Origin of the sequence: Nocardioides sp. cx-169 (assembly GCF_021083605.1) — a bacterium.
In the GTDB taxonomy this organism is placed as follows: domain Bacteria; phylum Actinomycetota; class Actinomycetes; order Propionibacteriales; family Nocardioidaceae; genus Nocardioides.
In genome coordinates, this window is the sequence record NZ_JAJNRO010000002.1 from 201,273 (window position 1) to 227,368 (window position 26,096).

Here is a 26,096-nt window from a genome sequence, read left to right on the forward strand (position 1 = left end):
GCTTCGTGGTCTCGGCCTGGTCGGGCGCGGGCGTCAGCCGGCGTACGCCGGAGCGACGAGCGGCCAGGGGCCGGCCTGCTCGAGCTGGGCGGCGAGGGCGAGGAGGGTGCCCTCGGCGCCGAGGTCGCCCATCAGGTGTGCGCCCAGCGGCAGGCCGTCGCGGTCGAGGCCGCAGGGCAGGGAGAGCGCGGGCATGCCGGTCGCGTTGGCGACCGCTGTGAACGACGAGTAGTCGCCGGCGACCTGCCACATCACCTCCGGCCGCCTCGTGTCGAGGACACCGAGCTCCGGCACGGGCAGCGGCAGCGTCGGGGTGAGCAGCAGGTCGACACGCTCGAAGATCGCGCCCAGCTGCCAGCCGACCTCCTGGACCGCGACGTGGGCGTCGTGCACCTCGACCGCGGTCATGGTGGCGCGATAGTGGTCGTGCAGCATCCGGGTGAACGGCTCGAGGTCGTCCTCGCGCAGCTCGCGGCCGAGCTCGCCGAGCCGATGCCCGACCTCGGCGAGCAGCGAGACGCCCATGAGCGTGGCGAATCCCGTGGTCGCCAGCCCGGCGTCGTACGCCGGTGCGACCTCGTCGACGACGTGGCCCAGGTCCTCGCACAGGGTTGCCGTGGTGCGGATCGCCTCGACCACCTGCGGGTCGACGGCGCCGCCGTCGGCGCGCCGGGTGACCAGCCCGATGCGCAACCGGGCCGGGGGCCGGGCCGCCTGCTCGGCGAACGGCGTCGCGGGCGTGGGGGCGGCGAACGCGTCGCCGCGCACAGGCGCGCTGGTGAGGTCGAGCAGCAGGGCGCTGTCGCGCACCGAGCGCGTGAGCACGTGGTTGGCCGTCAGCGGGGCCGCGAGACTGCTGGCCGCCGGGAAGGTCGTGACGCGCCCGCGGCTCGGCTTCAGACCGAACAGCCCGCACATCGACGCGGGGATCCGCAGCGAGCCGCCGCCGTCGTTGCCGTGGGCGAGCGGCACCAGGTCGGCGGCGACGGCGGCCGCGGAGCCACCGGAGGACCCGCCGGCCGAGCGGCCGGTCGACCACGGGTTGCGGGTCGGGCCGTGCAGGAGCGGCTCGGTGCTCGCGCTCTTCCCGAGCTCCGGGCTGTTGCTGGTGCCGAGCACGACCATGCCGGCGGCGCGGTAGCGGCGCACCAGCTCGCTGTCGACGGTGGCGACGTCGTCGGCCCACAACCGGCTGCCGCGGGTCGCAGGCAGACCGGCCACCCGCATGCCGAGGTCCTTCACCAGCAGCGGCACCCCGTGCAGTGGCCCGGGTGGCAGGCCGGCGTCGACCTCGGCGAGGGCCCGCTCGAACCGCTCGGAGACCACGCAGCCGAGGACCGCGTCGTGCTCCTCGATGCGGGCGACGGCGCGCTCGACGACCTCGCGGGCCGACACCTCGCCGGACCGGATCGCGGCGGCGGTCGCGGTGGCGTCGGCGTACGTGGTCATGCAGGCCCCTGGGGCTCGGCGTGGTGGCAGGCGACGAACTGTCCCGGCGCCAGCTCCCGCAGCACCGGCTCCTCGACGGCGCAGCGCTCGGTGGCCAGCGGGCAGCGGGTGCGGAAGCGGCACCCGGACGGCGGGTCGAGGGGCGAGGGCAGCTCGATCGCGCGGGCGGGCTGGGGCACCCGGTCGGCGTCAGCGGCGCTGGGCACCGAGTCGAGCAGGAGCCGGGTGTAGGGGTGCCGCGCCGAGGCCTCGAGAGCGGCCGAGGGCAGCACCTCGCAGGTCTTGCCGAGGTACATCACGAGGACCCGGTCGCTGATGTTCTTGACCACTGCGACATCGTGCGCGATGAACACCATGCTCAGCTCGAAGCGCTCGCGGGCCCGCTCGAGGAGGTTGAGGATCTGCGCCTGCACCGATACGTCGAGGCTGGAGACCGGCTCGTCGCAGATGAGCACGTCGGGGTCGAGCGCGAGCGAGCGGGCGATGGCCACGCGCTGGCACTGGCCCCCCGACAGCTCGTGCGGTCGGCGGTCGCGCACGGTCTCGGGGTCCAGGCCCACGGAGGTCAGCAGCTCGTCGACGACGCGGGCGCGGTCACGATCGCCCCAACCCCAGATCTCGAGCCCCTCGACGACGATGTCGCCGACCCGGCGGCGCGGGTTGAGCGCGGACACCGGATCCTGCAGCACCAGCTGCATCCGGGCCCGCGCCCGCCGCATGTCGCGCGGCGAGAGGGCGGTCAGCTCGGTGTCGCCGAGCCGCACGGTGCCCGACGTGGGCGGCGGCAGCTGCATGAGGGCACGCCCGGCGCTGGACTTTCCGCAGCCGGACTCCCCCAGGATGCCGAGGGTCTCGCCCGGCAGCAGGTCGAGGTGCAGGCCGGAGACGGCGTGCACCGTGCCGCCCGCGACCCGGAACTCAACGACGAGGTCGTCGACGGCCAGCGCCAGGTCACGCTCGGGGCGCAGGTGGGCGGTTCCGCTACCGGCCATGTCCGGCTCCTGACGACTCATGGACCGGGTGGTGGCAGGCCACCAGGCGGTCGTCGGCGCCGAGCACCAGCTCCGGGAGGTCGTCGATGCACCGGTCCGTGGCCCGGGGACACCGCGGCGCGAAGCGGCAGCCCGAGGGCGGTCGGGCCATGTCGGGCGGGCTCCCCTCGATCGAGCGCAGCACGGTGTGCGGGGGGTCGCTCAGCCGTGGGATCGAGCCGAGCAGCGCGTCGGTGTAGGGGTGCTGGGCGGCGCCGAAGACGTCGCGGGTCGCGCCGGACTCGACGGTGCGGCCGGCGTACATCACCTGGATGCGGTCGGTGCGGCCGACGACCGCGCCGAGGTCGTGGCTGACCAGGATCATGGCCATCGTCCGGTCGCGCACGAGCGAGGCGAGCAGGTCGAGGATCTGCTGCTGGACGGTCACGTCGAGGGCGGTGGTGGGCTCGTCGGCGATGAGCAGCCGCGGGTCGCAGGCCAGCGCGGCGGCGATCACGACGCGCTGGCGCATGCCGCCGGAGAGCTCGTGCGGGTACTGCCGGGCCCGGCGGGCCGGCTCGGGGATGCCGACCTGGCGCAGCAGGTCGACCGCTCGGTCGGCGGCCTCGGCGCGCGAGCAGCGCAGGTGGCGGCGCAGCGTCTCGGTGAGGTGGGTGCCGACCCTCTTGACCGGGTTGAGCGAGGTCATCGGGTCCTGGAAGACCATCGCCACCTCGGGTCCCCACAGCCGGCGGCGGTGCCGCGGGTGCAGCGCATGCACGTCCTGGCCCCCGATGCGGACCCGGCCGCTCACCGTGGTGATCGGGCCGCTGGCGACCAGCCCCATCACGGTGCGCCCGAGCACCGACTTGCCGGAGCCCGACTCCCCGACCAGGCCGAGGATCTCCCCCGGCGCGAGGGTGAGGGAGACGCCGTCGACGGCACGGACATCGCCGCGGGCGGTGTGGAAGACGGTGCGCACGTCCTCGACGACGAGGAGGGGGTCGGTGGCGGTCACAGTTTCGCGCTCCTCGGGTCCCAGGCCTTCTGCGCCCTCTCGCCGAGCAGGTTGAAGGAGAAGACGGTGAGGAAGAGGCAGACGGCCGGCACCACGACCAGGTACGGATGCTCCTCCATGACGCCTCCCTGGCCCTCGGCGATCATGTTGCCCCAGGTGGGCGCCGGCTGCTCGATACCGATGCCGAGGAACGACAGCGACGCCTCGGCCACGACCAGGACCGAGATCATCACGACCGCGAGGGAGAGCACCGGCAGGACGACGTTGGGCAGCACCTCACGGCGCAGCAGCCGCCAACGGCTGGCACCCATCGCGCGGGCGGCCAGCACGAACTCGCGCTCGGCGACGGCGATCGTGCTGGCCCGGGCCAGGCGCACCATGCTCGGGATCGTCAGCAGCGACAGCGCGAACGCGATGCTGCGCACGCTGGGCTCGAGCACCGCGCCGAGAGCGATGAGCAGGATCAGCGGCGGCACGGCCAGCAGCGCGTTGGAGAGCACGCCGACCACCCGGTCGGTGGTGCCGCGCAGGAAGCCCGAGACCATCCCGACCAGGCCACCGACCGTGGTGCCGACGAGCACCGCGAGCAGGGCGACCAGGATCGACGTACGCGCTCCGTGGATGGCACGTGAGAGCACGTCGAGGCCGTAGTTGTTGGTGCCGAGCGGGTGGTCGGAGCCGAGGTCGGGCGCGGCGAAGATCGGCTCGCTCAGTCCGGCGACGGAGTCGTCGTGGTTGCCCAGGGGGAGCCAGGGCGCGAGGGCCCCCGCGCCGAGCACGAGCACCAGCCAGGCGACGCCGAGCCACAGGACGACGTCCACCGGGCGCCCGAGCAGGCCCCGCGCGAGCCGGCCCAGCCCAGCGACCACGCAGAGCATTCCGGCGACGACCAGCGCCGCGCGGACGGCGGTGACCACGGCGTCGCTGCCGACCGACCAGGCGGCGAGGCCGGCGCCGACCACGACCAGCGCGGCACCGGTGGCCACGAGCCGACCCCGACGTGGAGGGGTAGCGGGGACCGCGCCGGCGACGGGCTCGACGGGCGCGACATCGGGCAGCACCGGGTCAGACGCGAGCACGACGGGTCCGTGGGTCGAGGAGTCCGTAGGACCGGTCGATGAGCGTGTTGCTGCCGACGTAGACCACGGCGACGACGAGCACCGCGCCCTGCACCACTGGGTAGTTGCCCTGGTTGGCGGCGTCGATGACGAGCTTGCCCATCCCGGGCAGGGCGAAGAGGTACTCCACGATGACGGTGCTCCCCACGAGGCGTCCGATGCTGAGGCCGAGGACGGTGACCAGCGAGAACGACGAGGGCCGCAGGGCGTCGCTCAGCAGGATCCGCAGCGGGGTCATGCCGCGGGCCCGGGCCGAGAGGATGAAGTCCTCGCGCAGCGTGGTCACGAGGTCGTTGCGCAGTATCCGGGTGAACATCGCGGCCTCCATCAGCGCGATGGTCAGGGCGGGCAGGAACGCGTGGTGCAGGTTGCCGCTGACGCTCTCGCCCAGGCGCACCCACTCGTTGCGCGGGAACAGGTCGAGGGTGTTGACCAGGAGCGCTATCAGCAGCAGACCGACGAGGAACGACGGCATCGACAGCAGCCCGAACGTCGCCGCGCCGATCGACCGGTCGGCGCGGCCTCCGGGGTGCGAGGCCGACCACATGGCCAGCGGTACGGCGATCGCCACGGCCATCACCAGCCCGAGCAGGGCCAGCTCGACGCTGACCGGCAGCGCCGAGACGATGCGGTCGAGCACCGGCCCCTGGGGTGGCACCAACGAGGTGCCGAGGTCGCCGGTGACGGCACCGCCGAGCCAGTCGAGGTAGCGGCTCCAGAACGGCTCGTCCAGGCCGAGCTGGCGGCGCAACGCGTCGTACTCCTCGGGTGCGCGCCCCTCGCCGAGCACGGCCACGGCCGGGTCGCCGGGGACCAGCGCCAGCAGCCCGAACACCCCGAGGCTGACCATCAGCAGGACAGCGACCAGCTCTGCGACGGAGAGCAGGAGACGCCGGATCACCGACCGAACCTCGCACCGGCCCCGCGAGGCCGTTGAGATCAGTCCCACTCAGCGGAAGCGCCCGGCGGGGGCGGCGCGGCGTACCCCTCGGTCTTGCCCCACAGGGCTCCGCGGCTGGTCCGGCGGTCGACCAGGACGCAGCGGACGCCGGTGTAGTTGGTCGGCATGCACTTGTTGCAGTGCACGCACAGCGAGCGGGCGCCGGCGTCGCGCTGCAGCCGGTCGACCAGGTCGGGCTCGCGGAGCAGCGCGCGCGCCATGGCGACGAACTGGAAGCCCTCCGCCATCGCGGTGTCCATCACCGCCCGGTCGGTCACGCCGCCCAGCAGCACCATCGGGAGGTCGACGGCGGCGCGCACCTGGCGGGCGTCCTCGAGCAGGAACGCGTCGCGGTACGGGTAGCTCTTGAGCAGGCGGTGGCCGACGAGGTGGACGCCGGCGCGGATCGGCTGCGGCATGATCCCGGCGAACTCGGCCAGCGGCACGTCGCCCTTGAAGAGGTACATCGGGTTGAGCAACGAGCTGCCCGCGGTCAGCTCGAGGGCGTCGAGCGTGCCGTCGGCCTCGAGCCACTGCGCGACGGGGATGGCCTCGTCGATCCAGAAGCCGCCGGGCACCCCGTCGTCCATGCCGAGCTTCGCGATGACGGCGATCCGGTCGCCGACCGCGTCGCGCACCGCACGCATCACGTCGCGGGCCAGGCGGGCGCGGTTGCCCAGGCTGCCGCCGTAGTCGTCGGTGCGGCGGTTGAGCTTGGGGCTGAGGAACGCACTGGCCAGGTAGTTGTGCCCCAGGTGCACCTCGACGGCGTCGAAGCCCGCGTCGACGGCCATCGCGGCGGCCCGGCCGTGGGCGGCGACGATCCGCTCGAGGTCGGCGACCGTGGCGGCCTGCGAGGTGTTCATCGCGATGACGTTGGCACGCCGGCTCGGGGCCAGGGCCGGCGACCGGTTGCTGCGCGACTCGGCGACCGGGCCGCCGTGGCCGATCTGCGCCGAGACGGCGGCTCCGGCGTCGTGCACGGCGTCGGTCAGCGCCCGCAGGCCGGGCATCGCCTCGTCGCTCCACACCACCTGATGGCGGTCGGTGCGTCCGTCCTTCTCGACGGCGCAGTAGGCGACCGTGGTCATCCCGACGCCGCCGCGGGCGTAGGCGACGTGGAAGTCGACAAGGTCCTGGGTGACCTGGCCGCGGTGGCTGAGGCCCTCGTACGTCGCGGCCTTGATCGTGCGGTTGCGCAGGCGCAGCGGTCCGATCCGACCGGGGGTGAAGACCTCCGGCACGGCGGGCTGGTCCACCGGGCCCCTGGTGCTGGTCACGAGACGACGCTGACGGCGGGACGGCGGACCTTGCCAGTCGCGTTTCGCGGCAGTGGCTCGTCGGTGATCCGCCACTGGGTCGGCACCTTGTAGTGCGCGAGCTCGCAGCCGACGTGGGCCCGCAGCGCGTGCTCGAGGTCGTCGGTCGCGGCGCCCTCACGGATCACCACGACGGCGGCGACCTGCTGACCGAGGTCGTCGTCAGGGACCCCGAGGACCACACACTCCGCCACCGAGGGGTGCTCGGCGAGCACGCCCTCGACCTCGGCGGGGTAGACGTTCTCGCCGCCGCGGATGATCAGGTCGGACCGGCGGGCCGAGAGCCGGATCCTGCCCTTCTCGTCCATGGTGCCGAGGTCGCCGGTGCGCAGCCAGCGCCGGTCGTCGAATGCCGCCCGGGTCGCCGCGTCGTCGTCCCAGTAGCCGAGCATGTTGTAGGCGCTGCGCACGCAGATGTCGCCCTCGACTCCGGCGGGCAGCGGCTCACCGAAGGTGTCGCGCACCTCCATCTCGACGCCGATGATCGGCGCACCGAGGGTGCCGGGCGACTCGAGGAGGTCCGCCGGGGTCGCGACGGCGACCGCCGTGCACGACTCGGTCAGCCCGTAGCTGTCGACGAGCGCGCCGGCGAACGGGAGGTGCTCGCGCAGCCGCTCCTGGAACGCCACCGACGAGGGCGCCGACGCGAGCGAGAAGGCATAGAGGGAGGAGGTGTCGTAGTCGCGCACCCGCTCGAAGGCGAGCAGCCGGTTGGCCATGGTGGGTACGGCTCCCCAGTGCGTCACCCGCGCCTGCTGCACCAGCTGGAGCACGCGGGCCGGGTCGAAGGCGCCGAGATGAAGCGCGACGGTGCCGCCGCCGGCCAGCCGAGGCACCGCCAGGTTGTGCAGGCTGCCGATGTGGAACAGCGGCATCGCCAGCAGGTAGACCTTGTCCTGCGGGGCCACCGGGTCGCCGAACGTCGCACTGAGCACGTCGTTGTGACGGTGGAAGCCGAGCACCGCGCAGAGGTTGCGGTGGGTGTGCACCGCGCCCTTCGGGCGGCCCGAGGTGCCCGAGGTGAACAGGATGACGCACGGGTCGTCCTCCCCGACGTCGGCCGACGGCAGCGGCGCCTCGGGATGGGCGGTGCAGCGCCGCTCGTGGCCGGCCTCGAGGTCGAGCACCGGCACGCCGGTCGACCCTGACGCCTCGCGACGGCGCTCGTCGGCCAGCACGAGCACCGGGGTGGTCAGCTCCAGGGCCTGGGCCAGCTCGCGCGGCGACCACCAGGCGTTGCAGCCGACGGCGACCGCGCCGATCGACACCACCGCCCAGAACGACTCGATCCACGCCGTGGTGTTGGCGCCCGCGATCGCGACCCGGTCACCGCGCCGCACCCCGTGCTCCTCGCGCAGCGCCTGGGCGAGCGAGGAGACCCGGCGGGCGTGCTCGGCGAAGGTGAGGGTGGCCTCCAACGACACGACGTACGGCCGGTCGCCGTGGCGCACCGAGGCCGCGAGCACCTCGTGCAGGGCGCGGTGGCGGTCGACGAACACCGCGACCGGGGCGCCGAGGACCTGCTCGGTGCGCATCTCGCTGGGCCCGCCCGGGCCGGTGATAGCGGCGATCGCCGCGCGCGCAGCGGCGGCTTCCTCGGTCGTGGCGTCCGCGTCAGTGGTCTGGCTCACACCCAGAGGATGGGCCGACCGGGGCGGGTCGGCCCGCGGCCCTCCCGGTGACCGAGACCGGGACCGGCCTCGGGGACCGGAGCGCCCAGCCGCGACGGCTCAGGGGCGGGCGAGGGCCTCGGCGCCGCCGTCGACGTAGACGACCTGGCCGGCCATGTGGGAGTTCTCCGCCGACAGCAGCCAGGCGAGCGCGTACGCGATGGTCTCGGGCGAGGCGTAGCCGTTGAGCGGCATCGGGACGGCACGATCCATGACCTGCCGCCACTGCGGGTCGGAGACGAGCTCGGCGGTCATCGGCGTGAGCACGACCCCGGGAGCGATCGCGTTGAGCGCGATCCCGGCACCGGCGAAGTCGGCCGTGACGCTGACCCGGCGCAGCCAGCGCGACAGCGCCGCCTTGGTCGAGGAGTAGATCTCGTGCGACCGGCCGTCGGTGAGCGCCGCCTCGGCCAGGACGAGGGCGGCTGGCTCGTCACCGGCGAGGCAGGCGTCGACCAGCGCGGCGTCGTGGGGCTGGATGGCCGAGATGGAGCCGACCAGGGCGACCCGCGGCGCGCTCGACGCGGCCAGCGCCGGACGTAGCCCGTCGACCACCTCGGTGGTGCCGAAGTAGTTGACGCTGACCTGCGGAGCACCGGCCCGGCTCAGGCCGGCGCAGGTGACCAGGCCGTCGAGGACACCGCCGGTCAGGTCGGTCACCGCCGCGACGGCCTCGGCGCGGCCCGGCGCGGTGGAGAGGTCGGCGACGACGTCGACACCGGCGCCGGCCCGGTCGACCCCGATCACCCGGTCGCCGCGCTCGCGCAGCAAGGCGGCGGTGGCCGCGCCGATGCCGGACGCCGAGCCGGTGACCGCGACGACGCGGCTCACAGCGGCGTCGCGTCGTAACGAGGGCCGAGGAGCAGCCGGGCGGCCAGGCGGATGTCCTGCTCGGCCTGCGGCAGGTCGATGACGCCGTTGAGGGTCGAGACGAGGACGCCGTACCAGGTCTGCTCGACGATGCGGACCATCCGCAGATCCTCGTCCTCCGGCTCGTCGCCGACCCCGAGCGCGGTGAGGAGCATGCGGTGGAAGGCCGCGTTGGCCTCGGTGTACTCGCGAGCGCCCTGCAGCTGCGCGGCGTTGTTGGCTTGGAGCATGGCCGTGGCCAGCTGCGGGCGCGCGAGCATCCGACGGCTCGCGGCGACCAGCACATCGGCCACCGCGTCGGCGCGCGAGCCCGGGCTGGCACCGTCCCGCGGCGCGACGACGTCGTCCAGGCCGAGCTGGTCGACCTGACGGTGCAGCACCGCGACGAACAGGTCCGTCTTGGAGGGGAAGTAGCGGTAGAGGGTCGCGATCGCGACGCCGGCCTCCTTGGCCACGTCGTGCATCTGCATCCGCTCGAGCCCGTGCATGGCGCCGAGCCGGCTGGCCGCGCGCAGCATCCGGCGGTAGCGGTCCTTCTGCTCCGCCGAGCTCGGCTCGGCCGGCTGCCGGGCTTCGGTGATGCGGGGCACGGCCACCTCCTGGTCTGGTCGCGGCGCGGTCGCCGGACCCCTCCCATCCTGCGGGCCGGGCGCTCCGGACCCGGCCCCGACTACCGGTGAGTGGGACCTCGTCGAGCAGCCTGCGCCGACCGCACCGAGAGTCGTCGTGCGGTCGCAGCAGCCGGCCCGCCCGGTCCCCCGCGGGGCCCCAACACCAGCCGTCCGGAGGCGACATGACCCAGCACGACCAGGCGGTGCGACACATCGAGGTCGACCCCACGCCGCGACGCTTCGCCCGGGGCTGGCACTGCCTGGGCCTGACCCGTGACCTGGCCGACGGTCGACCGCACCGGGTCGACGCCTTCGGGCAGAGGCTCGTGGTCTTCGCCGGCTCCGACGGCGCGCTGCACGTCCTCGACGCCTACTGCCGCCACATGGGCGGGGACCTGTCGCAAGGCACGGTGAAGGGCGACGAGATCGCGTGCCCCTTCCATGACTGGCGGTGGGGAGGTGACGGGCGCTGCAAGCAGATCCCCTACGCCCGCCGGGTCCCGCTGCGCGCCCGCACGGCGGCGTGGCCGACCCTGGTCCAGGACGGGATGGTCTTCCTCTGGAACGACCCCGAGGGCAATCCGCCACCGGCCGACGTGACGATCCCGCGGATCCCGCAGGTCGGCGACGACCGGTGGACCCAGTGGCTCTGGTACGAGACGGTCGTCGACGGCGCCAACTGCCGCGAGATCGTGGACAACGTCGTCGACATGGCGCACTTCTTCTACGTGCACTACTCGTTCCCGACCTACTTCAAGAACGTCTTCGAGGGCACGACGGCGCACCAGTACATGGACGGGGCCGGCCGCGAGGACGTACGCCCCGCACGTCCGTCTGCCCGCAATCCCGTCGTGCTCGGCACGTCGTCGGTCGCCGCCTACCACGGCCCGTCGTTCATGATCGACGAGGTGACCTACCACTACGAGGACCTCGACGTGGACACGATCCTGATCAACTGCCACTACCCGATCGACGAGAGCTCGTTCGTGCTGCAGTACGGGATCATGGTGGAGAAGAAGGAGGGCATCTCCGACGAGGACGCCGAGGCGATGGCGGCGACTACCGGCAAGTTCATCCGCTACGGGTTCGAGCAGGACGTCGCGATCTGGAAGAGCAAGGCCCGCATCGACAACCCGCTGCTCTGCGAGGAGGACGGGCCGGTCTACCAGCTGCGCCGCTGGTACCAGCAGTTCTACGTCGACGCCGCCGACGTCGCCCCCGAGATGACCGACCGCTTCGAGTTCGAGATCGACACCACCCGCGCCAACGAGGCCTGGCACCGCGAGGTCCAGGACAACCTCGCCGCCCGCGACGCGTTCCCGGGCTGATGTCCGACCGGACCACGGCCCCGCCCACCCCTCCGACTGCCCCGGCCGCGCGCGACGACGTACGCCTGGAGGACGGGCCGATGCGCCCGGTCGGCTGCACCGCCTGCGGCGCCGAGGTCACGGTGCGCAAGAGCAGCCCCGAGCAGACCTCGATCCAGTGGAGCGCCGCGGCCCTGCGGCGCTGCCACGAGCGATCCGCGAGCCGACCGACCAGCGACCGGCCCAACCGGCAGGCGTTCGACGGGTGCGCGGCGCTGCGCGACACCGTCCGCGAGGCGGCGGCCCGCGGTCAGGTCGAGGTGCTCGCCGACGGCGGCCCGACGACTCCCCCGGCGGGACCTCGATGACCGACGTGCTCCGCTACGGCCCGTGGGCCGTGGTCGCCGGCGGCTCCGAGGGGGTGGGCGCCGAGATGGCGCTGCAGCTCGCCGCCGACGGCTTCCACCTGCTGCTCGTCGCGCGGCGGCCCGAGCCGCTGGAGGCCACGGCCGAGAGCGCCCGCGCGCTCGGGGCCGAGGTGCGCACCCTGGCTGTCGACCTGACCGACCCGGACGCGGTCGGCACCGTCGTCGCGGCGGTGGCCGACGTCGAGGTGGGCCTGCTGGTCTACAACGCGGGCGCCAACACCAGCGTGCTTCCGTTCTCCGACGGCGACCTCGGCGCGGCGATGCACGTGGTCGACCTCAACGTCATCGCGATGCTCGGGCTGACCCACGGTCTCGTCGGCCCGATGACGGCCCGGCGCCGAGGAGGCGTGCTGCTCGTCGGGTCTCTGGCCGGTTACGTCGGCACCTCGACCGAGAGCGTGTACGGCGCCGCGAAGGCATTCGGACGGATCTTCGCCGAAGGGCTGTGGGCCGAGCTGCGCGGCGACGGCGTCGACGTGCTCGAGCTGGTCCTCGGGCTCACGCGCACCCCGGCGATGGAGCGGGCGGGCCTGGACTTCGACCTGCCTGGCCTGCACGTCGCCGACCCGGCCGAGGTGGCCGCCGAAGGGCTGGCGGCGCTGGGCAGCGGGCCGGTGCACGTGGTCGCCGGCAACGAGGAGACCGTCGAGCGGCGTAGCGGGACAGACCGGGCCCGCCTGGTGCTGGGGACCGAGAAGATCATGCGCCTGCTGGTGCCCCGCACCTGACCCGGCCGCGGTCCGAGTCCGACAGGTCGGGGTAGATGTCGGCCGCGATGCGCTGGACGGCGTCGACCACCAGCGGTGCGACGCGTTCGAGCGGGGTGCCGGCCGAGGTCACGACCGAGACGGCGCCGATCGGGCCACGGGGACCGCGTACGGCGGCCGCGGCGCAGGCGATGCCGGGGAAGCACTCCCCGCGCTCGAGGGCGAGCCCGCCGCGGGACCGGACGCGCGCCAGCTCGTGGTGCAGGGAGCCGACCTCGCCGATGGTGGCGGGGGTGCGCAGCGCCAGGTGGTCGCCGACGAGGGCGTCGACGGTCTCGGCGTCGAGCCAGGCCAGCATCGCCCTGCCGAGGCCGGTGCAGTACGCCGGCGCCGAGCCGCCCACGCGGGAGGGGACGCTGGTGGCGAACCGGCCGCCGAGCTTGTCGAGGTAGACCACCCGGGCGCCGTCGAGGACGCCGAGGTGCACCACGGCACCGGTGCGCAGCAGCAGGTCGTGCAGGTAGGGCGAGGCGACCGAGCGGAGCTCGCCGTGGTCTCCGGACCCACCACCGAGCACGAGCGAGCGACGTCCCAGCCCGTAGCCGGTGCTCGAGTGCTCGAGCCACTCCAGGCGGACGAGCTGATCGAGGATGCGGTGGGCCGTCGAGCGAGGCAGCCGGGTGGCGCCGGCGATCTGCTCGAGGCTCAGTCGGGTCTCGCGCTCGGTGAAACGGTCGAGGATCAGCGTCATCCGCTCGACCATCGAGGGCGGCAGCCCGCTCTCGGTCCGCTCGGACGTCATCGTCGCCACGGGCACCTCCACGACTAGAACCAATTCTAGTTTTGACGGTAGCAGTGACCGATCCGGATCGGAACGCATTTCTAGAATTCGTTCTAGTTCCGCTCACCGGGAGTGCTCCGATCCCTCGCGGACAACCCCGACTTGGATGCCGGGCATGCGCCTCGGCCTCACCAGTCCCGTCGTCACGGCGCTGCCCGGCTTCAACTCCGCGTGGGAGCGCGCCGCCGGCATCGCCGAGCTCACCCGGATCGCCGAGGCCGCCGACCGGCTCGGCTTCGACCACCTCACCTGCTCCGAGCACGTCGCGGTGCCGATCGAGGTCGCCGAGCAGCGCGGCGGCACGTACTGGGACCCCCTCGCCACCCTGTCCTACCTCGCCGCGCGCACCAGCCGGATCCGGCTGGTCACCCAGGTGCTCGTGCTCGGCTACCACCACCCGCTCGAAGTCGCCAAGCGCTACGGCACCCTCGACCTGGTCAGCGGCGGCCGGCTCGTGCTGGGGGTCGGGGTCGGCTCCGTCGAAGAGGAGTTCGCGCTCGTCGGCGCCGACTTCCCCGCCCGCGGCGCGGTCGCCGACGACGCGATGCGCGCCCTGCGGGGCTCGCTGGGGCAACGGTTTCCCGAGTACGACGGCCCCCACTTCTCCTACTCCGGCCTGGTCGTGGAGCCGCACGCCGTGCAGGACCGCGTGCCGCTGTGGGTGGGCGGATACACGCCGCGCAGCCTGCGCCGCGCCGTCACGCTCGGCGACGGCTGGATGCCGTTCGGGCTCGACCACGACCGGCTGCGCGAGATGCTCGCCGCCACCGACCTGCCCGCCGGCTTCGAGGTCGTCCTGGGCGCCGGACGCCCCATCGACCCGATCGGCGAGCCCGATCGCACCCGACGCGCCCTCGACCGCACCCGCGCCGCAGGCGCCACCCTGGTCACCGTGCACGTCGCCGCGACGTCCGCCGACCACTACGTCGAGCAGCTGGAGGCCCTGGCCCGGCTGGAGGAGGACCAGTGACCGAGGAACAGCCCGGGACGACCGACGCCCGTCTGGCCGCCCTCGAGGCGCGCCTGAGAGCGCTGGAGGACGAGCAGGAGATCGCGCGGCTCGTGGCGTCGTACGGGCCGCTGGTCGACGCCGGCGAGGCCGAGCGCGTCGCGGCGCTGTGGACCGAGGACGGCGTCTACGACGTCGACGAGTGGTTCATGGGCGACCGCGCCCAGATCGAGGCGATGGTGCGCTCCGACGCCCACCAGGAGCTGATCTCGCGAGGCTGCAGCCACTTCCTCGGCCCCGCCCACGTGATCGTCGACGGGGACCGTGCCGTCGCGATCTGCGAATCGGTCCTGCTCGTGCGCCACGAGGCTCGGACCCAGGTGGCCCGCATTGGGGCCAACCGCTGGGAGCTCGTGCGCACGGCCGGGGTGTGGCGCACCACGCGGCGCACCACCCGCGGCCTGGACGGTACGCCGGCCGCGCGGGCGCTGCTCGCGGCCACCACGCCCGGCCCCTAGCCGCGCGCCCGCGCCTCGGGACCGGCCACCCTGACCCGCGCCGGGTCGTCCAGGTCCCAGGTGAGCTCGAAGGTGCGCCGGTAGCCGGTGTGCTGGATCAGCCAGCCGCCGTCGGCGCCGCGCACGTAGCGGTCGGAGTAGAACGCCCCGCCCTCCAGCGCGAACCGGTGCGCGTCGACGATCACCTTGTCGTGCAGGTACCACGTGCCGGTCGCGGTGCCGGCGTCCTCGGCGTCGTCGGGCGCGACCTCGATCTCGGGGTGGTGTGCCTGGTGCATGGTCAGCACGCCCGCGCCCATGTTCGTGCGCATGAAGTCGACCAGCGCCGTCGGCTCGGAGAAGACCAGTCCGTTGTAGTCCGCGGTGGCATCGGGGGCGAAGCAGGTCGCGAAGTCCTCCCATTGCTTGGTGTCGAGGCACCGCAGGTAGCGGTACTTCAGCCGACTGATCGCGGCGATGTCGTCGTGGGGGGCCATGCACGCGACGGTAGGCAGCGAAGCGCTCCGTCGGCCGGGCAGCGACCGTTCAGTGGGACCTAGTGGGCCGGCACGACCGGACGTCGACCGGCGAGGCGGATCGGCGTGGGCGGCGAAGGTGGGTGCCAGGACGGTCGGCCGGAAGGGGTCCCCATTTCGCCCAGTGGGCGTAATGCCTCGGAAACAACGATGCGGCAAGGTGAGCGGCAGCAACGTGAGCCGTTGCAGGCCCACCGGGCCACAAGACCCCGGTGGTGGACATGGACGAGGTCGTCCTCGCACTCCACGGCTGCGCGCTGCGGAACTCGGTCGACCCGTCTGCCTGACAACCGGTGAGATGGAGGTACGACAAGATGATGCACGTCACGATCGTCGTGGGGAACCCGAAGGCGGGGTCTCGGACACGGCAGGTCGCCGAGGCACTGGCGCACAAGCTGCTGGCGCCGGGAAGCTACGACCTGGAGGTCATCGATCTCGCGGAGCACACCAGCGAGATCTTCGCGTGGCCCTCGGCGACGATGGCAGAGCTCAACGCCCGGGTCGCCGCCAGCGACCTGGTCCTGGTCGCGTCACCCACCTACAAGGCGACGTACACCGGCCTGCTCAAGGCCTTCCTGGACCGCTACCCGTCCAACGGCCTGCGCGGCGTGGTGGCCATCCCGGTCATGACGGGCGCGGATCTCGCGCACTCGATGGGCCCGGACGTCAACCTGGCTCCGCTGCTCACCGAGCTCGGAGCCAGCGTCCCGCTCCGTGGGCTCTACTTCGTCACCAGCAACATGGACCGGCTCGATGAGCTGATGGGCGCGGCGGCGACTGGCTACCGGGCGACCTTCGAGGTCCTCGGCACCTTCGCCGACGAACTCCGCCAAGCGCGCACCACCGGTGACCAGGTCCCGATGGGGGTGACCGCATGACGACGCTTCGAGGCGACCATGAGATCTGTCGCGAGATCCAGACCGAGCTGATCGATCCCCTGGCGTTCCGCAACGCCGTCGGTCACTACGCATCCGGGATCACCGTCATCACCGGGGAGACCGAGGGGGTCCCGGTCGGGTTCACCTGCCAGTCGTTCTACAGCGTGTCGGCGGTACCGCCGCTCGTGTCGTTCAGCGTGATGCTGACCTCGACGAGCTACCCGCCCATCCGCGAGACCGGGAAGTTCGCAGTCAACGTGCTGGCCCATGACCAGGACCACGTGTCCAACCAGTTCGCCCGGTCCGGGACCGACAAGTGGGACGGCATCGGATGGGCTCCTGCCCGCAGCAACAATCCGATCGTCGACGACTGCCTGATGTGGCTCGACTGCGAGATCGAGGCCGAGCACGTCGCCGGCGACCATCTGATCGTCATCGGGCGCGTAGTCGAGATGAGTCGGCCCACGGGGCCCACCGCTGCCCCGCTGCTCTACTTCAAGGGCCGCTACTGCAGCACCAGTGACATCACCAACTGACCCCCCCCCCCCGCGACGCCGGGTCGTCACCGCAACACAGCGGTGGCGGCCCGGCGTCCCTTCCGTCCCGTGGCGGGTCGGCGCGCGCGAGGGTGGAGCACGGGAGGGGTCACCGCCGCCCGTCAGCCAACGGGCTCTGGGTCCGCCTTTGGGATCGCCGAGGGAAGCCGCGCCGGCGCCCGCCTCAGCATGGCCAGCAGCACCAGGCCGACCACGGCGGCGCCGGTCGTGATGGCGAAGACGAGCGCGGCACCCTCGGCGTACCCAGCCGGCCCAGGTGTGGCGTCGAGCCGACCGGCGACCACCACGCTGAAGACGCACAGACAGAGCACAGAGGCGACGTTGCGGACGAACATCACGAGGGCCGAGCCGATGTTGAGCTCGGCCGGACTGAGGTGCTGCTGCGCGACGACGATGAGCTGCTGACCGACGGCACCGAGCCCGAACCCGAGAGCGGTCGTGGCGAGCGCGACCGTCCACAGCGAGGTGTCCAGCGCCAGGAAGGCGAGCGGTGCGGCGCCGAGCGCCGAGAGAGCGGCGCCCGCGACGACGACGGGCTTGTAATTGCCGCTGCGCGAGATGATCCGGCCCGCGAGGATGGAGGAGACGAAGGTCGCGGCGGCCATCGGCACCATCAGCAGGCCCGCGGTGCCGGTCGAGAGACCTCGTGCGTCCTGCAGGTACTGGGCGACGTAGACGGCCCCGCCGAAGGTCGCGGCCCCCACGGCGACCGAGGCACCGAGCACCTTGAGGATCTCCGGATGACGGAGCAGATGCAGGGGCAACATCGGGCTCTCCACCTTGCGCTCCACCAGCACCACCGCGACGGCGCCGACGGCGCCGACGGCAAGGACCGCCATGCTCGTGCTCGAGGCCCAGCCGACCTCAGGCCCGACGACCGTCAGCCACACCATCAGCAGCAGGGTCGTGCTGGTCACCAGCGCCGCCCCCCTCAGGTCGAACGGGGCTCGCTGCGGCTGCCGCACCGCGACGGCATGCTGGCCGCGCATGCCCAGCTGCAGGATGCCGAGCGAGAGGAAGGCGACGGGGACGGTGGAGAAGAAGCACCAGCGCCAACCGCCGAGGTCCACGACCAGTCCCCCGAGGGCGGGCGCGGCCACGGTCGCCACCGCCATGTTGGCGCCGAGGTAGCCGAAGTAGCGCGGCCGCTCCTCGGGAGTCGTCAGGTCGGTGACCATCAGCTGGACCAGGGTGACGATCCCACCTGCTCCCACTCCGATGAAGAAACGGCAGCCGACGATAAACCACGGGTCCTGTGCGAGGCCGGCTCCCGCGGTCGCGAGCGCGTAGACGACGACGGCCACCTGCATCAGCCGCTGGCGGCTGAACAGGTCGGACAGCCTCGCCCATACCGGGGTGCCGACGGTGAGCGTGAGCAGGGACGTGGTGATGATCCAGGTGTACTGGGTCTGCGTTCCGTCGAGGTCCTCGATGATCCGGGGGAGCCCGGTGAGGACCATCGTGTTTGACGCCATCGCGAAGAACATCGAGAGCATCAGCGAGCCGACGGCCAGGTTCCGGCCGGCGTTCAACGCGGGGGTGGAGGATGCCTTCACGCGTGGCTCACCGTGCTCTCGTCCCGGGACAGCACCGCCGGGCGCTGGGGGATCACGAGAGGTCACAGACGAGGTGGGTCAGCTCTGACTCCGACATGGTGGCTCCGTTCTGGGGGCGCGCTCGAACGCGCGGCCGGGTGACGACTGCGTGGGGGGTGGGCTGGACCCGCGGTGGTCCAGCCCCGTGGGCGGGCCTCAGCCGAACATGTTCTCCCGCATGGTGCGGCCCTCGTACTCGGTGCGGAACAGGCCGCGGCGCTGCAGGATCGGGATCACCTCGTCGACGAAACGCTCGATGCCCGCCGGCACTCCCGAGCGTGGCGCGAACATGAACCCTCCACGTCCGCCACCGGCGTAGAAGGCGGACTCCATCCGGTCGGCGATCTGCTCGGCCGTACCGACGAAGCCGGTGCCGTCGTCGAGCCGGTCGAGGGCGTACTCCTCGATGGTCATCTCCGGGGGCGTGGTCCTCAGCGCCATGTCCAGGTAGCCCCAGTTCGGCCCGACACCGAGCCGCTTCACCTCGGCGATCGTCTCGTGGACGGTGCCTCCGGGGTCCATCACGTAGCCGTCCAGGCCCCACCACTGGGAGAGGAAGACGTGCGGAGCCTTCGCGGGGAACTGCTCAAGGTACTTGCGACGGTTCTCCGCGGCCTCGTAGTCGTCGGAGACGACGTCGAAGTAGCCAGCCCAAAGCGGGTTGACCTCCTTGGGGTCACGCCCGACCGCGAGACAGGCCTCGTCCAGCGTCTTGCGGTGAGCGGCACGCAGCTCGTCGGTGGAGCCCATCGCGAACTGCAGCTCGGCGTAGCGCGCGGTGAGCTCGATCCCGGCGGCGGACTGACCCGCCATCACCTGCATCGGGCGCCCCTGCGGCGAGGGCGCCACCGGCAGCGGACCCATCACCTTGAAGTGCTCGCCCTCATGGTCGATCCGGTGCACCTTGCTCGGATCGGCCACGCGACCGGTCTCCCGGTCCCACACCATCGCGTCCGGCTCCACCGAGTCGAACAGCTTCGCCATCACCTCCTGGAACTCCGAGGCCCGCTCGTAGCGCCAGCCGTGGTCCGGCGTCGTCTCGTAGCCGTAGTTCTGCGCCTCCTGCGGGAACCCCGAGACCACCGCGTTGAACGCCACCCGGCCCCGCGTCACGTGATCCAGGCTCGCCATCATCCGCGCCGTGTGGAACGGGTGGTTGTAGGTCATCGACATCGTCGTCACGAACCCGAGGTGCTGGGTCACGGCCGACATCGCCGCCACCATCGGGATCGGGTCGTGCCGCGGCCACGCGACCCCGAGCTCGATCGTGTCGTCCATCGACCCGTTCACGATCGGCGTCCCCGCCACATCGGCGAAGAACGCGCCGTCGAACCGGCCACGCTCCAGGATCCTGGCGATCTCGAAGTAGAGACCCGGGTCGCCGTACATCGGGTAGCCCTCCCACGACCCGGGGTAGCGCCACTTCGAGTTGGTGTGGATCAGCGAGATGTCACAGATCAGGTGGATGCGGTCGACTTCGGACATGGGGGTTCCTCTCGGGACGGACTGTGGGGCGACGATGCGAGTCGCAGGGGTGGCGGGACGTGATGGGGCGGCCTCAGCGCGCGGGAGCGCGGTCCCAGGCCAGGAAGAACCGCTTGCCGAGCTTCACGAACACGTCGAGCAGCACTCCGAACAGCGAGAGCAGCGCGATGATGGCGAACAGCCCGGGCATGTCCATGCGCGAGGTGTACAGCTGGACCAGGGTGCCGAGGCCGACCGTCTTGCCGGAGCCCATCAACTCGGCGAAGACCGCGCCGGTCAGGCACATCACGAAGCTGGTCTCGAAGGCGGCGAACAGGAAGGGCAGCGACTTGTACCAGCGCAGGTGACGGAACCGCTGCCAGCGCGAGGCGTGGCTGACCCGCATCAGCTCGTCCTCCTCCGCGGATGAGGAGCGCAGGCCGGTGTACATGTTCACCAGCACCGGGAAGAACACGAAGGAGGCGACCAGGATCGCCTTCGACCAGATCCCGAAGCCGAACCAGACAATGAACAACGGGGTGAGCGCGACCTTCGGCAGTGCCTGGAACGCCACGATGGAGGGGTTGAGGATCTTGTACGCCAGATCCGACTCGGCCAGTAGCACCGCCATCAGCATGCCCAGACCGGCACCGGCGGCGAACCCGATCATGGCCTCCTGGAAGGTCACCCACATGGCGCCGTAGACCACCGCCGACTGCAGCTGGCTCCACAGCGCCTCGAGCACCGGCAACGGCTTCGGCACCACCAGCGGGTCGATGCTGAGCGCGACGACAACCAGGTGCCATAGCGCCAGCGCAACGACGATGTAGACGGCGCCGACCACCGCCTTGCGCGCCCAGAGCAGCGCCGAGCCGGCGTACCTGCTGGCGAGGGCCGGCCGGCCCAACGCCGGCGCCGGAACCGGCGTGTGGACGCCGAGTGCGTGATCAGTCATGACGCTTCTCCCTAGTGGCTGATGTACTGCCGCATGTCGGCGGCGAGGGCGGCGAACTCGGGGGTCCCCCGGGTGCGCTCGGTGCGCGGGCGGGGCAGGTCGACCTGGATGTCGGCGATGACACGACCGGGTCGGGGCGACATGACCAGCACGCGGTCGGACATGTACGCCGCCTCGGAGATGTCGTGGGTGATGAAGAAGACCGTGGCGCCGGACTGCGACCAAATGGACAGCAGCTCGTCGTTCATGTGCTCTCGGGTGATCGCGTCGAGGGCGCCGAACGGCTCGTCCATCAAGATGACGTCGGGGTCGGTGATCAGGGAGCGGGCGATGGCGACCCGTTGCCGCATGCCGCCGGAGAGCTCGCTGGGGTACTTGTCCCCGAGCGCGGAGAGCTTGACCATGTCGAGCAGCTCCTCGACCCGCTCGCGCAGCCCGTCGTTCGAGCGGCGCTTGTCCAGCTTCGCCGGCATCGCGATGTTCTGCGCCACGGTGTACCAGGGGAACAACACGGGGGACTGGAAGGCGATCCCCACCTTGCGGCTGGGTCCGGAGACCTTCTCCCCGCCGATGGCGACGGCCCCTGCCGTCGGGGTGACCAAGCCGGCGATGACTCGCAGCAAGGTCGACTTGCCGCAGCCGCTGGGTCCCAGGACGGAGACGAACTGTCCCGACGGGATCTCGACACTGGTGTTCTCGACGGCACGGATGCCCTTGCCGTCGCGGGTCTTGAACTCCATCGTGACGGAGTCGAGCTTGATGGCGCCGTTGTGGGTCCGCCGTGTGGTGGCATGGTCCAGGACGGTCACTTCTTCACCTCCTCGATGTCTGCACGGTCGAAGTCGTTGGCGGCCTCGATGTGGTCGGCGTAGAAGAACTGCGTCGGGTCGGGGTCACCGGTGATCAGTCCGCCCTCCTTGGCGTAGGCGACCTGACCGGTCCAGCGCTCCAGCGTCTGGATGCCCCAGGTGTGGTCCTCGGGGTACTCATCGGCCTTCATCGAGACGAGCGTGGAGTCCAGGATCGCCAGGTCCTCGGCGAGCTTCTCGTCCTCGTCGCCACCGGGCAGCGGTGCCCGCTCGGGGAACATCTCCCAGAAGATCCTGACCGCGCTCTCGGGGTAGCGCTGCAGGTAGACCGCCGACTTGGCGAGGGCACGGGAGACGCCTTCGATCAGCTCGGGGTCCTTCTCGACCGTCGTGGTCGCGGCCACCAGGCCGAAGCCGTCGTACGCCTCGCTCCAGTCGGCCTCGAGCCAGCGGAGGTGGTAGCCAGCCTGCTCCCAGCTGGTGAGAATGCCCGGCCAGTAGAGGATCGCGTCGACCTCGCCGGTCTCGAGCGCCTTCATCGGGGTGACGCCGTAGCTGGTCTCGATCTGGTCGACGTCGTCCAGGGTCAGGCCGTACTCCTTGAAGCTCTCGGTGATGAAGGCGTCGTAGAGCGGGTTGGCGTTGGAGACGCCGATGGTCGCGCCCTTGAGGTCACCCGGGTCCTTGATCGGGGAGTCCTCCGGGACGGCCAGGAAGATGTTGAGGCTGGGCATGAAGTTGTGGACGAACGAGATCCCCATCGGCTCGCTGTCGGAGGCCATGGTGATCGTCTCCGGCGTCATCGTGAGGAAGTCGGCCTTGCCGGTGCTCAGCAGCGACGGCAGGGCACTGCCCGAGGCCTCCACCGTGATGTCCAGGCACTCCCCGGCGAAGTAGCCGAGCTCGTCGGCCAGCAGGCCGTAGGGGAGGTAGGACACGTCGAGGTCGGGCGTGCCGAGGACGATCGTCGCCTCCTTTGTCGTCTCGCACTCGGCGAGCGCCTCGGTGGCACTGGACTCCTCGTCCCCACCGCAACCCGCCAGGACAAGCGCACTGAGCGCGACGCCAACCGTGGCGACGCGGGTGCGGGACTTGCTCAAGCCAATCATTGGGATCCTCCAACTACGCGGACGGCGACCAGGGGCACCGGACCGGGGCAGGTCCCGGCACAAGAGAACAGTGGGCTCGGCGAGGGCACGGTTGGTTCCGCCGCGGTTGCTCGGTCATTGCGCCGTGTTGGCGCCGCCCCCGCCCGGTACTGCGGAGCGCGGCTGCGGCCGTCGGGCATCGCCAATCCGCCATCAGGGCGGTCTGGACAGGTCCGGCGCAGCCGGGCTCCGCATGCCGCCTCGCCGTGCCCGATCGGGCCTCACGAGCACGAGGCCCCCGAGCCGCGCGGCAGACACGGGTCGGGGGCGTCGACGGTGGCGCTATGCGCTCGCCCTGAGCGCGGCTCGACGGCTGTCGAAGAAGCAGTAGTGGAGCTCCACCGGGTTCAACGTCCGGTCGCGGTACAGCGTTTCGCGCACCAGCAGCGGATGACCCGGCCCGGCGCCCAGCAGGCGCGCCGTGCGGTCGTCGGCTGCCACCGCCTCGATCGTGGCGTCCACCGCGCCCGGGGCCTCGCCGTAGATCCGCCGATACCAGGTCCTCTCGGGGCCGGTGAGCGCCGGCGCCGGCTGCTCGAGGGCTGGCGCCTCGCACCGGCCGTAGCGCGAGAAGATCCCGATGACCTCCTCACCCACCATGATCAAGAACTCCGACATCCGGAAGGTGGCGACATCGTCTCCGAGCTTGGCGCTCAGGTAGGCGGTGGCCGGAACGTCCAGGGTGTCGATCAGGACCAGTGCGACATCGGTACGCTCGTTCGGGGTGAAAGTCTCACTGCACTCGAACACGGGGAACTGCCCGATTTGGGAGACGACCACGGTGCCGACGCGCGGCCGCCGCATCACGATCCCGTCCCCGCCCAGCTTCTGCAGGGCGCTGCGGATCGCGTTGCGGCTGATGTCGAGATCGCGTACCAGCCGGTCCTCACACAGCTGGGCGTCCTGAGGAAGGTCGCCCGTGCGGATGGCCGACCTGATCAGCGCGTAGGCGCGGCGCGCCGACTGCTGCCGTGCATGACCATCGCGGAGCCGCTGACCGAGCCGCTCGCTCGCCCGGTCACGGACCACATCCAGATTCATCGACATCTCGCTCGCCCTCCTCGTGTCGTCGCCGATGGCGGAGCCCTCTCTGGGTGGGCGACGACGTCAGGTCGAATGATGCGGAATGAAGATTTCGTGCGTGGCCCAGCGAGTTTCCTCGAGGTAACACTCAGGGCACGGAGATCAACGCACGCCCCACGGGCCGTCCGGGCGGCGCGTACCCGTCACCCGATGGTCAAGTCCCGGGTAGTGGTGTAGCGCTGCGTTCTCCTTCGTGATGGTTCAGGCGGTCAGGGCGGGCAGGTCGTCGGCTCCGATCTCGGGTTCGGTGGTGGGGAGGCTTGACTCAGCAGCGGGCGAGGACTTCGAGTCCGAGGTATCGGCGGCCTTCGGCCCATTCGTCGGTCTGCTCGGCCAGGACCGCGCCGACGAGCCGTACGATCGCCTCACGGGTGGGGAAGATGCCCACGGCGTCGGTGCGGCGGCGGATCTCACGGTTGAGGCGCTCGGCGGGGTTGTTGGACCAGATCTGGGTCCACACGTCCTTGGGGAACTCGGTGAACGCGAGGATGTCGGCTCGGGCGGCGTCGAGATGGTCGTGGACCTCGGGCAGCTTGTCGTCGACGTAGTCGAGCAGCCGGTCGAACTGGGCGTGCACCGCGGGCCGGTCGGGCTGGTCGTAGACGCTGTGCAGCATCGCCTTCACCGCGGGCGACATCGCCTTCGGCGTGACCGACATGAGATTGGCGGCGTAGTGCGTTCTGCATCGTTGCCACGAGGCACCGGGCAGGTCCGCCGCGACTGCTTCGACAGCTCTTGGTGGGCGTCGCTGGTGACCAGGCGGACGCCGGACAGGCCGCCGGCTGTGAGGTCGGCGAAGAACTCGTTCCACGCCGCCCCGGTCTCACTGGTGGCCTGCATGCCGGGAACCTCGCGGTGACCGTCGCCGTTGACGCCGGTGGCCAGGAGCACCACAGCGTTGATCACGCGGCCGCCCTCGCGGACCTTCATCGTCAACGCGTCGGCGGCCACGAAGGTGAACGGCCCAGCGGTGTCCAAGGGTCGGTGACGGAACTCCTCGACGTGCTCGTCGAGCTCGGCCGCCATCCGGGAGACCCGCGACTTCGACCGCGAGTCGATCCCCAACGTCTTCACCAACTTGTCCATCCGCCGCGTGGACACGCCGGCGAGCTAGCAGTCCGCGACCACGGTGATCAGCGCGGTCGCGGCACGCTTGCGGCGCTCGAGCAGCCACTCGGGGAAGTAGGTGCCCTTGCGCAACTTCGGGATCGCCACGTCGATGGTGCCCACCCGGGTGTCCAGGTCGAGGTGGCGGTAGCCGTTGCGCTGCGTGGTCCGGCCGGGTGTGGGGCGGCCGTACTCGGCCCCGACCACCGCAACGGCAAATCGGCACAGAGCAAGGCGTTGATCATCGTCTGCAGCAGCTCGCGCATCAGAGCTGGCGACGCTTCGGCGAGTGCTTGGGTCGTGGTCGGGTTGTTGGGGTGGGTGGTGGTCTCCAGGTGTCGTATGCGTCCAGAGACGACCCGGCGCGACAACCGACCCGCGGAGCTCACGTGGCCGGCACTGAGACGGAGCAGGGTCGCTTCTGTCGACGACGCTCGAAAATGAGGCCATAGCGACGGTCGAAACGAGGCCACCCAGACAGACTGGATGGGTGATCTGTGTGGAGGATTGGGCTCTGATTCGGCGGCTGGTCGCGGACGGTGTGCCGCAACGTCAGGTCGCCTCGGGACCTGGGCGTGGGACGGTGGCACCGGCGGTGGCCTCGGACCGGCCGCCGAAGTAGGAGCGGGCGGCGGTGCCGACGGCGTTCACGCCGTTCGAGCCGCTGGTACGACAGCGCTGAAGGACCATCCGGAGATGCCAGCCACGGTGACCGCCGAACGGGTCAGCTGGACAGGATCGATCACGTGTTCCGCGACCACGTCAGGCGGCTACGACCTGAGCATCGTCTGGTCGACCCGGCGGACCGGTTGACGTGGCTTCCGGGCGATGCGGCGCAGTGCGACCTGTGGTTCCCGCCGCCGAAGATCCCGCTCGGACGCCGTGGGGGGGACGCGTCCGGACGCGACCCGTCGCGACGCGGGAGGAGAGGGTCGACCCGCGATGGGCCGGTTTTTGAGACGGAACAGGGCCGCTCCCCGGAGGGGAAACGGCCCTGGATGAGGCGTTTGCGCAGGTCATGCGGTGGATCCGACCTGTGCGCCTGTAGGGATTCGAACCCCAAACCTTCTGATCCGTAGTCAGATGCTCTATCCGTTGAGCTACAGGCGCAGGCCGCTCACCGAGGTGAACGACGGGACGAGGATAGCCGACCATGGGGAGCATCTCGAAATCCCCCGGGACCGACCACTGTGGAAGGCGTTCCACCGCGTGTGGGACAGTGCGGGACATCGAGCAGGCGGGACCACGCCCGCCGGCGACGGCAGATCC

Annotated in this window: 24 protein-coding genes, 1 tRNA gene and 1 pseudogene; 7 read left to right on the forward strand and 19 right to left on the reverse strand. The window is 71.5% G+C overall.

The window, feature by feature from the left end; translation table 11 throughout:
- Window positions 1-33: 33 nt before the first annotated feature.
- From LRP67_RS02130 to LRP67_RS02170, 9 genes are all read right to left on the reverse strand, one after another.
- Complete coding sequence (locus tag LRP67_RS02130; RefSeq protein ID WP_231268507.1) at window positions 34-1,449, reverse strand: amidase; 1,416 nt, start codon at window positions 1,447-1,449, stop codon at window positions 34-36.
- Window positions 1,446-2,441 carry an oligopeptide/dipeptide ABC transporter ATP-binding protein gene (locus LRP67_RS02135; protein WP_231268509.1) on the reverse strand — a complete coding sequence of 332 codons (996 nt, stop codon included), beginning with the start codon at window positions 2,439-2,441 and terminating at the stop codon, window positions 1,446-1,448. The genes LRP67_RS02130 and LRP67_RS02135 overlap by 4 nt, the downstream gene beginning before the upstream one ends.
- Entirely contained in the window at window positions 2,431-3,438 is a 1,008-nt protein-coding gene (locus LRP67_RS02140) for an ABC transporter ATP-binding protein (RefSeq protein ID WP_231268510.1), read from the reverse strand. The genes LRP67_RS02135 and LRP67_RS02140 overlap by 11 nt, the downstream gene beginning before the upstream one ends.
- Window positions 3,435-4,517: an ABC transporter permease gene (locus LRP67_RS02145; protein WP_231268511.1), complete on the reverse strand. Its 1,083-nt coding sequence runs from the start codon at window positions 4,515-4,517 to the stop codon at window positions 3,435-3,437. Before LRP67_RS02145 ends, LRP67_RS02140 begins: the two co-directional genes overlap by 4 nt.
- A complete protein-coding gene (locus LRP67_RS02150) occupies window positions 4,504-5,457 on the reverse strand; it encodes an ABC transporter permease (protein WP_231268512.1) in 954 nt (317 codons plus the stop codon). Before LRP67_RS02150 ends, LRP67_RS02145 begins: the two co-directional genes overlap by 14 nt.
- Window positions 5,458-5,495: 38 nt before the next feature.
- Window positions 5,496-6,776, reverse strand: a complete 1,281-nt coding sequence (locus tag LRP67_RS02155) for an NADH:flavin oxidoreductase (protein WP_231268513.1) — start codon at window positions 6,774-6,776, stop codon at window positions 5,496-5,498.
- Entirely contained in the window at window positions 6,773-8,446 is a 1,674-nt protein-coding gene (locus LRP67_RS02160; RefSeq protein ID WP_231268514.1) for a class I adenylate-forming enzyme family protein, read from the reverse strand. The genes LRP67_RS02155 and LRP67_RS02160 overlap by 4 nt, the downstream gene beginning before the upstream one ends.
- Window positions 8,447-8,545: 99 nt before the next feature.
- Window positions 8,546-9,316 (reverse strand): SDR family oxidoreductase, encoded by a 771-nt coding sequence (locus LRP67_RS02165; RefSeq protein WP_231268515.1) that lies wholly within the window; start codon window positions 9,314-9,316, stop codon window positions 8,546-8,548.
- Window positions 9,313-9,945 carry a TetR family transcriptional regulator gene (locus LRP67_RS02170; protein WP_231268516.1) on the reverse strand — a complete coding sequence of 211 codons (633 nt, stop codon included), beginning with the start codon at window positions 9,943-9,945 and terminating at the stop codon, window positions 9,313-9,315. The genes LRP67_RS02165 and LRP67_RS02170 overlap by 4 nt, the downstream gene beginning before the upstream one ends.
- A 203-nt stretch (window positions 9,946-10,148) precedes the next feature.
- On the opposite strand from LRP67_RS02170, the gene LRP67_RS02175 reads away from it, so the two are divergent.
- Genes LRP67_RS02175 through LRP67_RS02185 form a run of 3 tightly spaced genes read left to right on the forward strand, consistent with a single transcriptional unit; the run spans window position 10,149 to window position 12,429 of the window.
- A complete protein-coding gene (locus LRP67_RS02175) occupies window positions 10,149-11,294 on the forward strand; it encodes a Rieske 2Fe-2S domain-containing protein (protein ID WP_231268517.1) in 1,146 nt (381 codons plus the stop codon).
- Window positions 11,294-11,641 carry a hypothetical protein gene (locus LRP67_RS02180; RefSeq protein WP_231268518.1) on the forward strand — a complete coding sequence of 116 codons (348 nt, stop codon included), beginning with the start codon at window positions 11,294-11,296 and terminating at the stop codon, window positions 11,639-11,641. The genes LRP67_RS02175 and LRP67_RS02180 overlap by 1 nt, the downstream gene beginning before the upstream one ends.
- Window positions 11,638-12,429, forward strand: coding sequence for an SDR family oxidoreductase (locus LRP67_RS02185; protein WP_231268519.1), 792 nt, complete (start codon window positions 11,638-11,640; stop codon window positions 12,427-12,429). Before LRP67_RS02180 ends, LRP67_RS02185 begins: the two co-directional genes overlap by 4 nt.
- Here the strand turns inward: LRP67_RS02185 and LRP67_RS02190 are convergent.
- A complete protein-coding gene (locus LRP67_RS02190) occupies window positions 12,401-13,210 on the reverse strand; it encodes an IclR family transcriptional regulator (protein ID WP_231268986.1) in 810 nt (269 codons plus the stop codon). The two genes, LRP67_RS02185 and LRP67_RS02190, sit on opposite strands and share 29 nt — an antisense overlap.
- Before the next feature lie 154 nt (window positions 13,211-13,364).
- Between LRP67_RS02190 and LRP67_RS02195 the strand changes: the two genes are divergently transcribed.
- Together LRP67_RS02195 and LRP67_RS02200 are read left to right on the forward strand one after the other, a co-directional pair.
- A complete protein-coding gene (locus LRP67_RS02195) occupies window positions 13,365-14,219 on the forward strand; it encodes an LLM class F420-dependent oxidoreductase (RefSeq protein WP_231268520.1) in 855 nt (284 codons plus the stop codon).
- Entirely contained in the window at window positions 14,216-14,716 is a 501-nt protein-coding gene (locus LRP67_RS02200) for a nuclear transport factor 2 family protein (RefSeq protein WP_231268521.1), read from the forward strand. The genes LRP67_RS02195 and LRP67_RS02200 overlap by 4 nt, the downstream gene beginning before the upstream one ends.
- Here LRP67_RS02200 and LRP67_RS02205 read toward each other — a convergent pair.
- Window positions 14,713-15,192 (reverse strand): nuclear transport factor 2 family protein, encoded by a 480-nt coding sequence (locus tag LRP67_RS02205; RefSeq protein WP_231268522.1) that lies wholly within the window; start codon window positions 15,190-15,192, stop codon window positions 14,713-14,715. The genes LRP67_RS02200 and LRP67_RS02205 overlap by 4 nt on opposite strands.
- A gap of 353 nt (window positions 15,193-15,545) precedes the next feature.
- Between LRP67_RS02205 and LRP67_RS02210 the strand changes: the two genes are divergently transcribed.
- Both LRP67_RS02210 and LRP67_RS02215 read left to right on the forward strand, forming a co-directional pair.
- On the forward strand, window positions 15,546-16,109 hold the full coding sequence (locus LRP67_RS02210; protein WP_231268523.1) for an NADPH-dependent FMN reductase: 564 nt from the start codon (window positions 15,546-15,548) through the stop codon (window positions 16,107-16,109).
- Entirely contained in the window at window positions 16,106-16,645 is a 540-nt protein-coding gene (locus LRP67_RS02215; RefSeq protein WP_231268524.1) for a flavin reductase family protein, read from the forward strand. The genes LRP67_RS02210 and LRP67_RS02215 overlap by 4 nt, the downstream gene beginning before the upstream one ends.
- 122 nt (window positions 16,646-16,767) lie before the next feature.
- Here LRP67_RS02215 and LRP67_RS02220 read toward each other — a convergent pair whose 3' ends face one another.
- The 8 genes and pseudogenes from LRP67_RS02220 to LRP67_RS02255 form a co-directional block, all read right to left on the reverse strand.
- Window positions 16,768-18,222, reverse strand: a complete 1,455-nt coding sequence (locus tag LRP67_RS02220; RefSeq protein WP_231268525.1) for an MFS transporter — start codon at window positions 18,220-18,222, stop codon at window positions 16,768-16,770.
- 195 nt (window positions 18,223-18,417) lie between these two features.
- Window positions 18,418-19,746 (reverse strand): NtaA/DmoA family FMN-dependent monooxygenase, encoded by a 1,329-nt coding sequence (locus LRP67_RS02225; RefSeq protein ID WP_231268526.1) that lies wholly within the window; start codon window positions 19,744-19,746, stop codon window positions 18,418-18,420.
- Window positions 19,747-19,819: 73 nt separating this feature from the next.
- Window positions 19,820-20,680 carry an ABC transporter permease gene (locus tag LRP67_RS02230; protein WP_231268527.1) on the reverse strand — a complete coding sequence of 287 codons (861 nt, stop codon included), beginning with the start codon at window positions 20,678-20,680 and terminating at the stop codon, window positions 19,820-19,822.
- An 11-nt stretch (window positions 20,681-20,691) separates the two neighbouring features.
- Window positions 20,692-21,489, reverse strand: coding sequence for an ABC transporter ATP-binding protein (locus tag LRP67_RS02235; RefSeq protein WP_231268528.1), 798 nt, complete (start codon window positions 21,487-21,489; stop codon window positions 20,692-20,694).
- Complete coding sequence (locus LRP67_RS02240) at window positions 21,486-22,589, reverse strand: ABC transporter substrate-binding protein (protein ID WP_231268529.1); 1,104 nt, start codon at window positions 22,587-22,589, stop codon at window positions 21,486-21,488. The genes LRP67_RS02235 and LRP67_RS02240 overlap by 4 nt, the downstream gene beginning before the upstream one ends.
- Window positions 22,590-22,919: 330 nt before the next feature.
- Entirely contained in the window at window positions 22,920-23,684 is a 765-nt protein-coding gene (locus LRP67_RS02245) for a GntR family transcriptional regulator (RefSeq protein ID WP_231268530.1), read from the reverse strand.
- Between the two features lie 301 nt (window positions 23,685-23,985).
- Window positions 23,986-25,277 (reverse strand): annotated as a pseudogene (locus LRP67_RS02250) (IS256 family transposase).
- Between the two features lie 587 nt (window positions 25,278-25,864).
- Window positions 25,865-25,937 (reverse strand) — tRNA-Arg (locus LRP67_RS02255).
- Window positions 25,938-26,096: the final 159 nt, after the last annotated feature.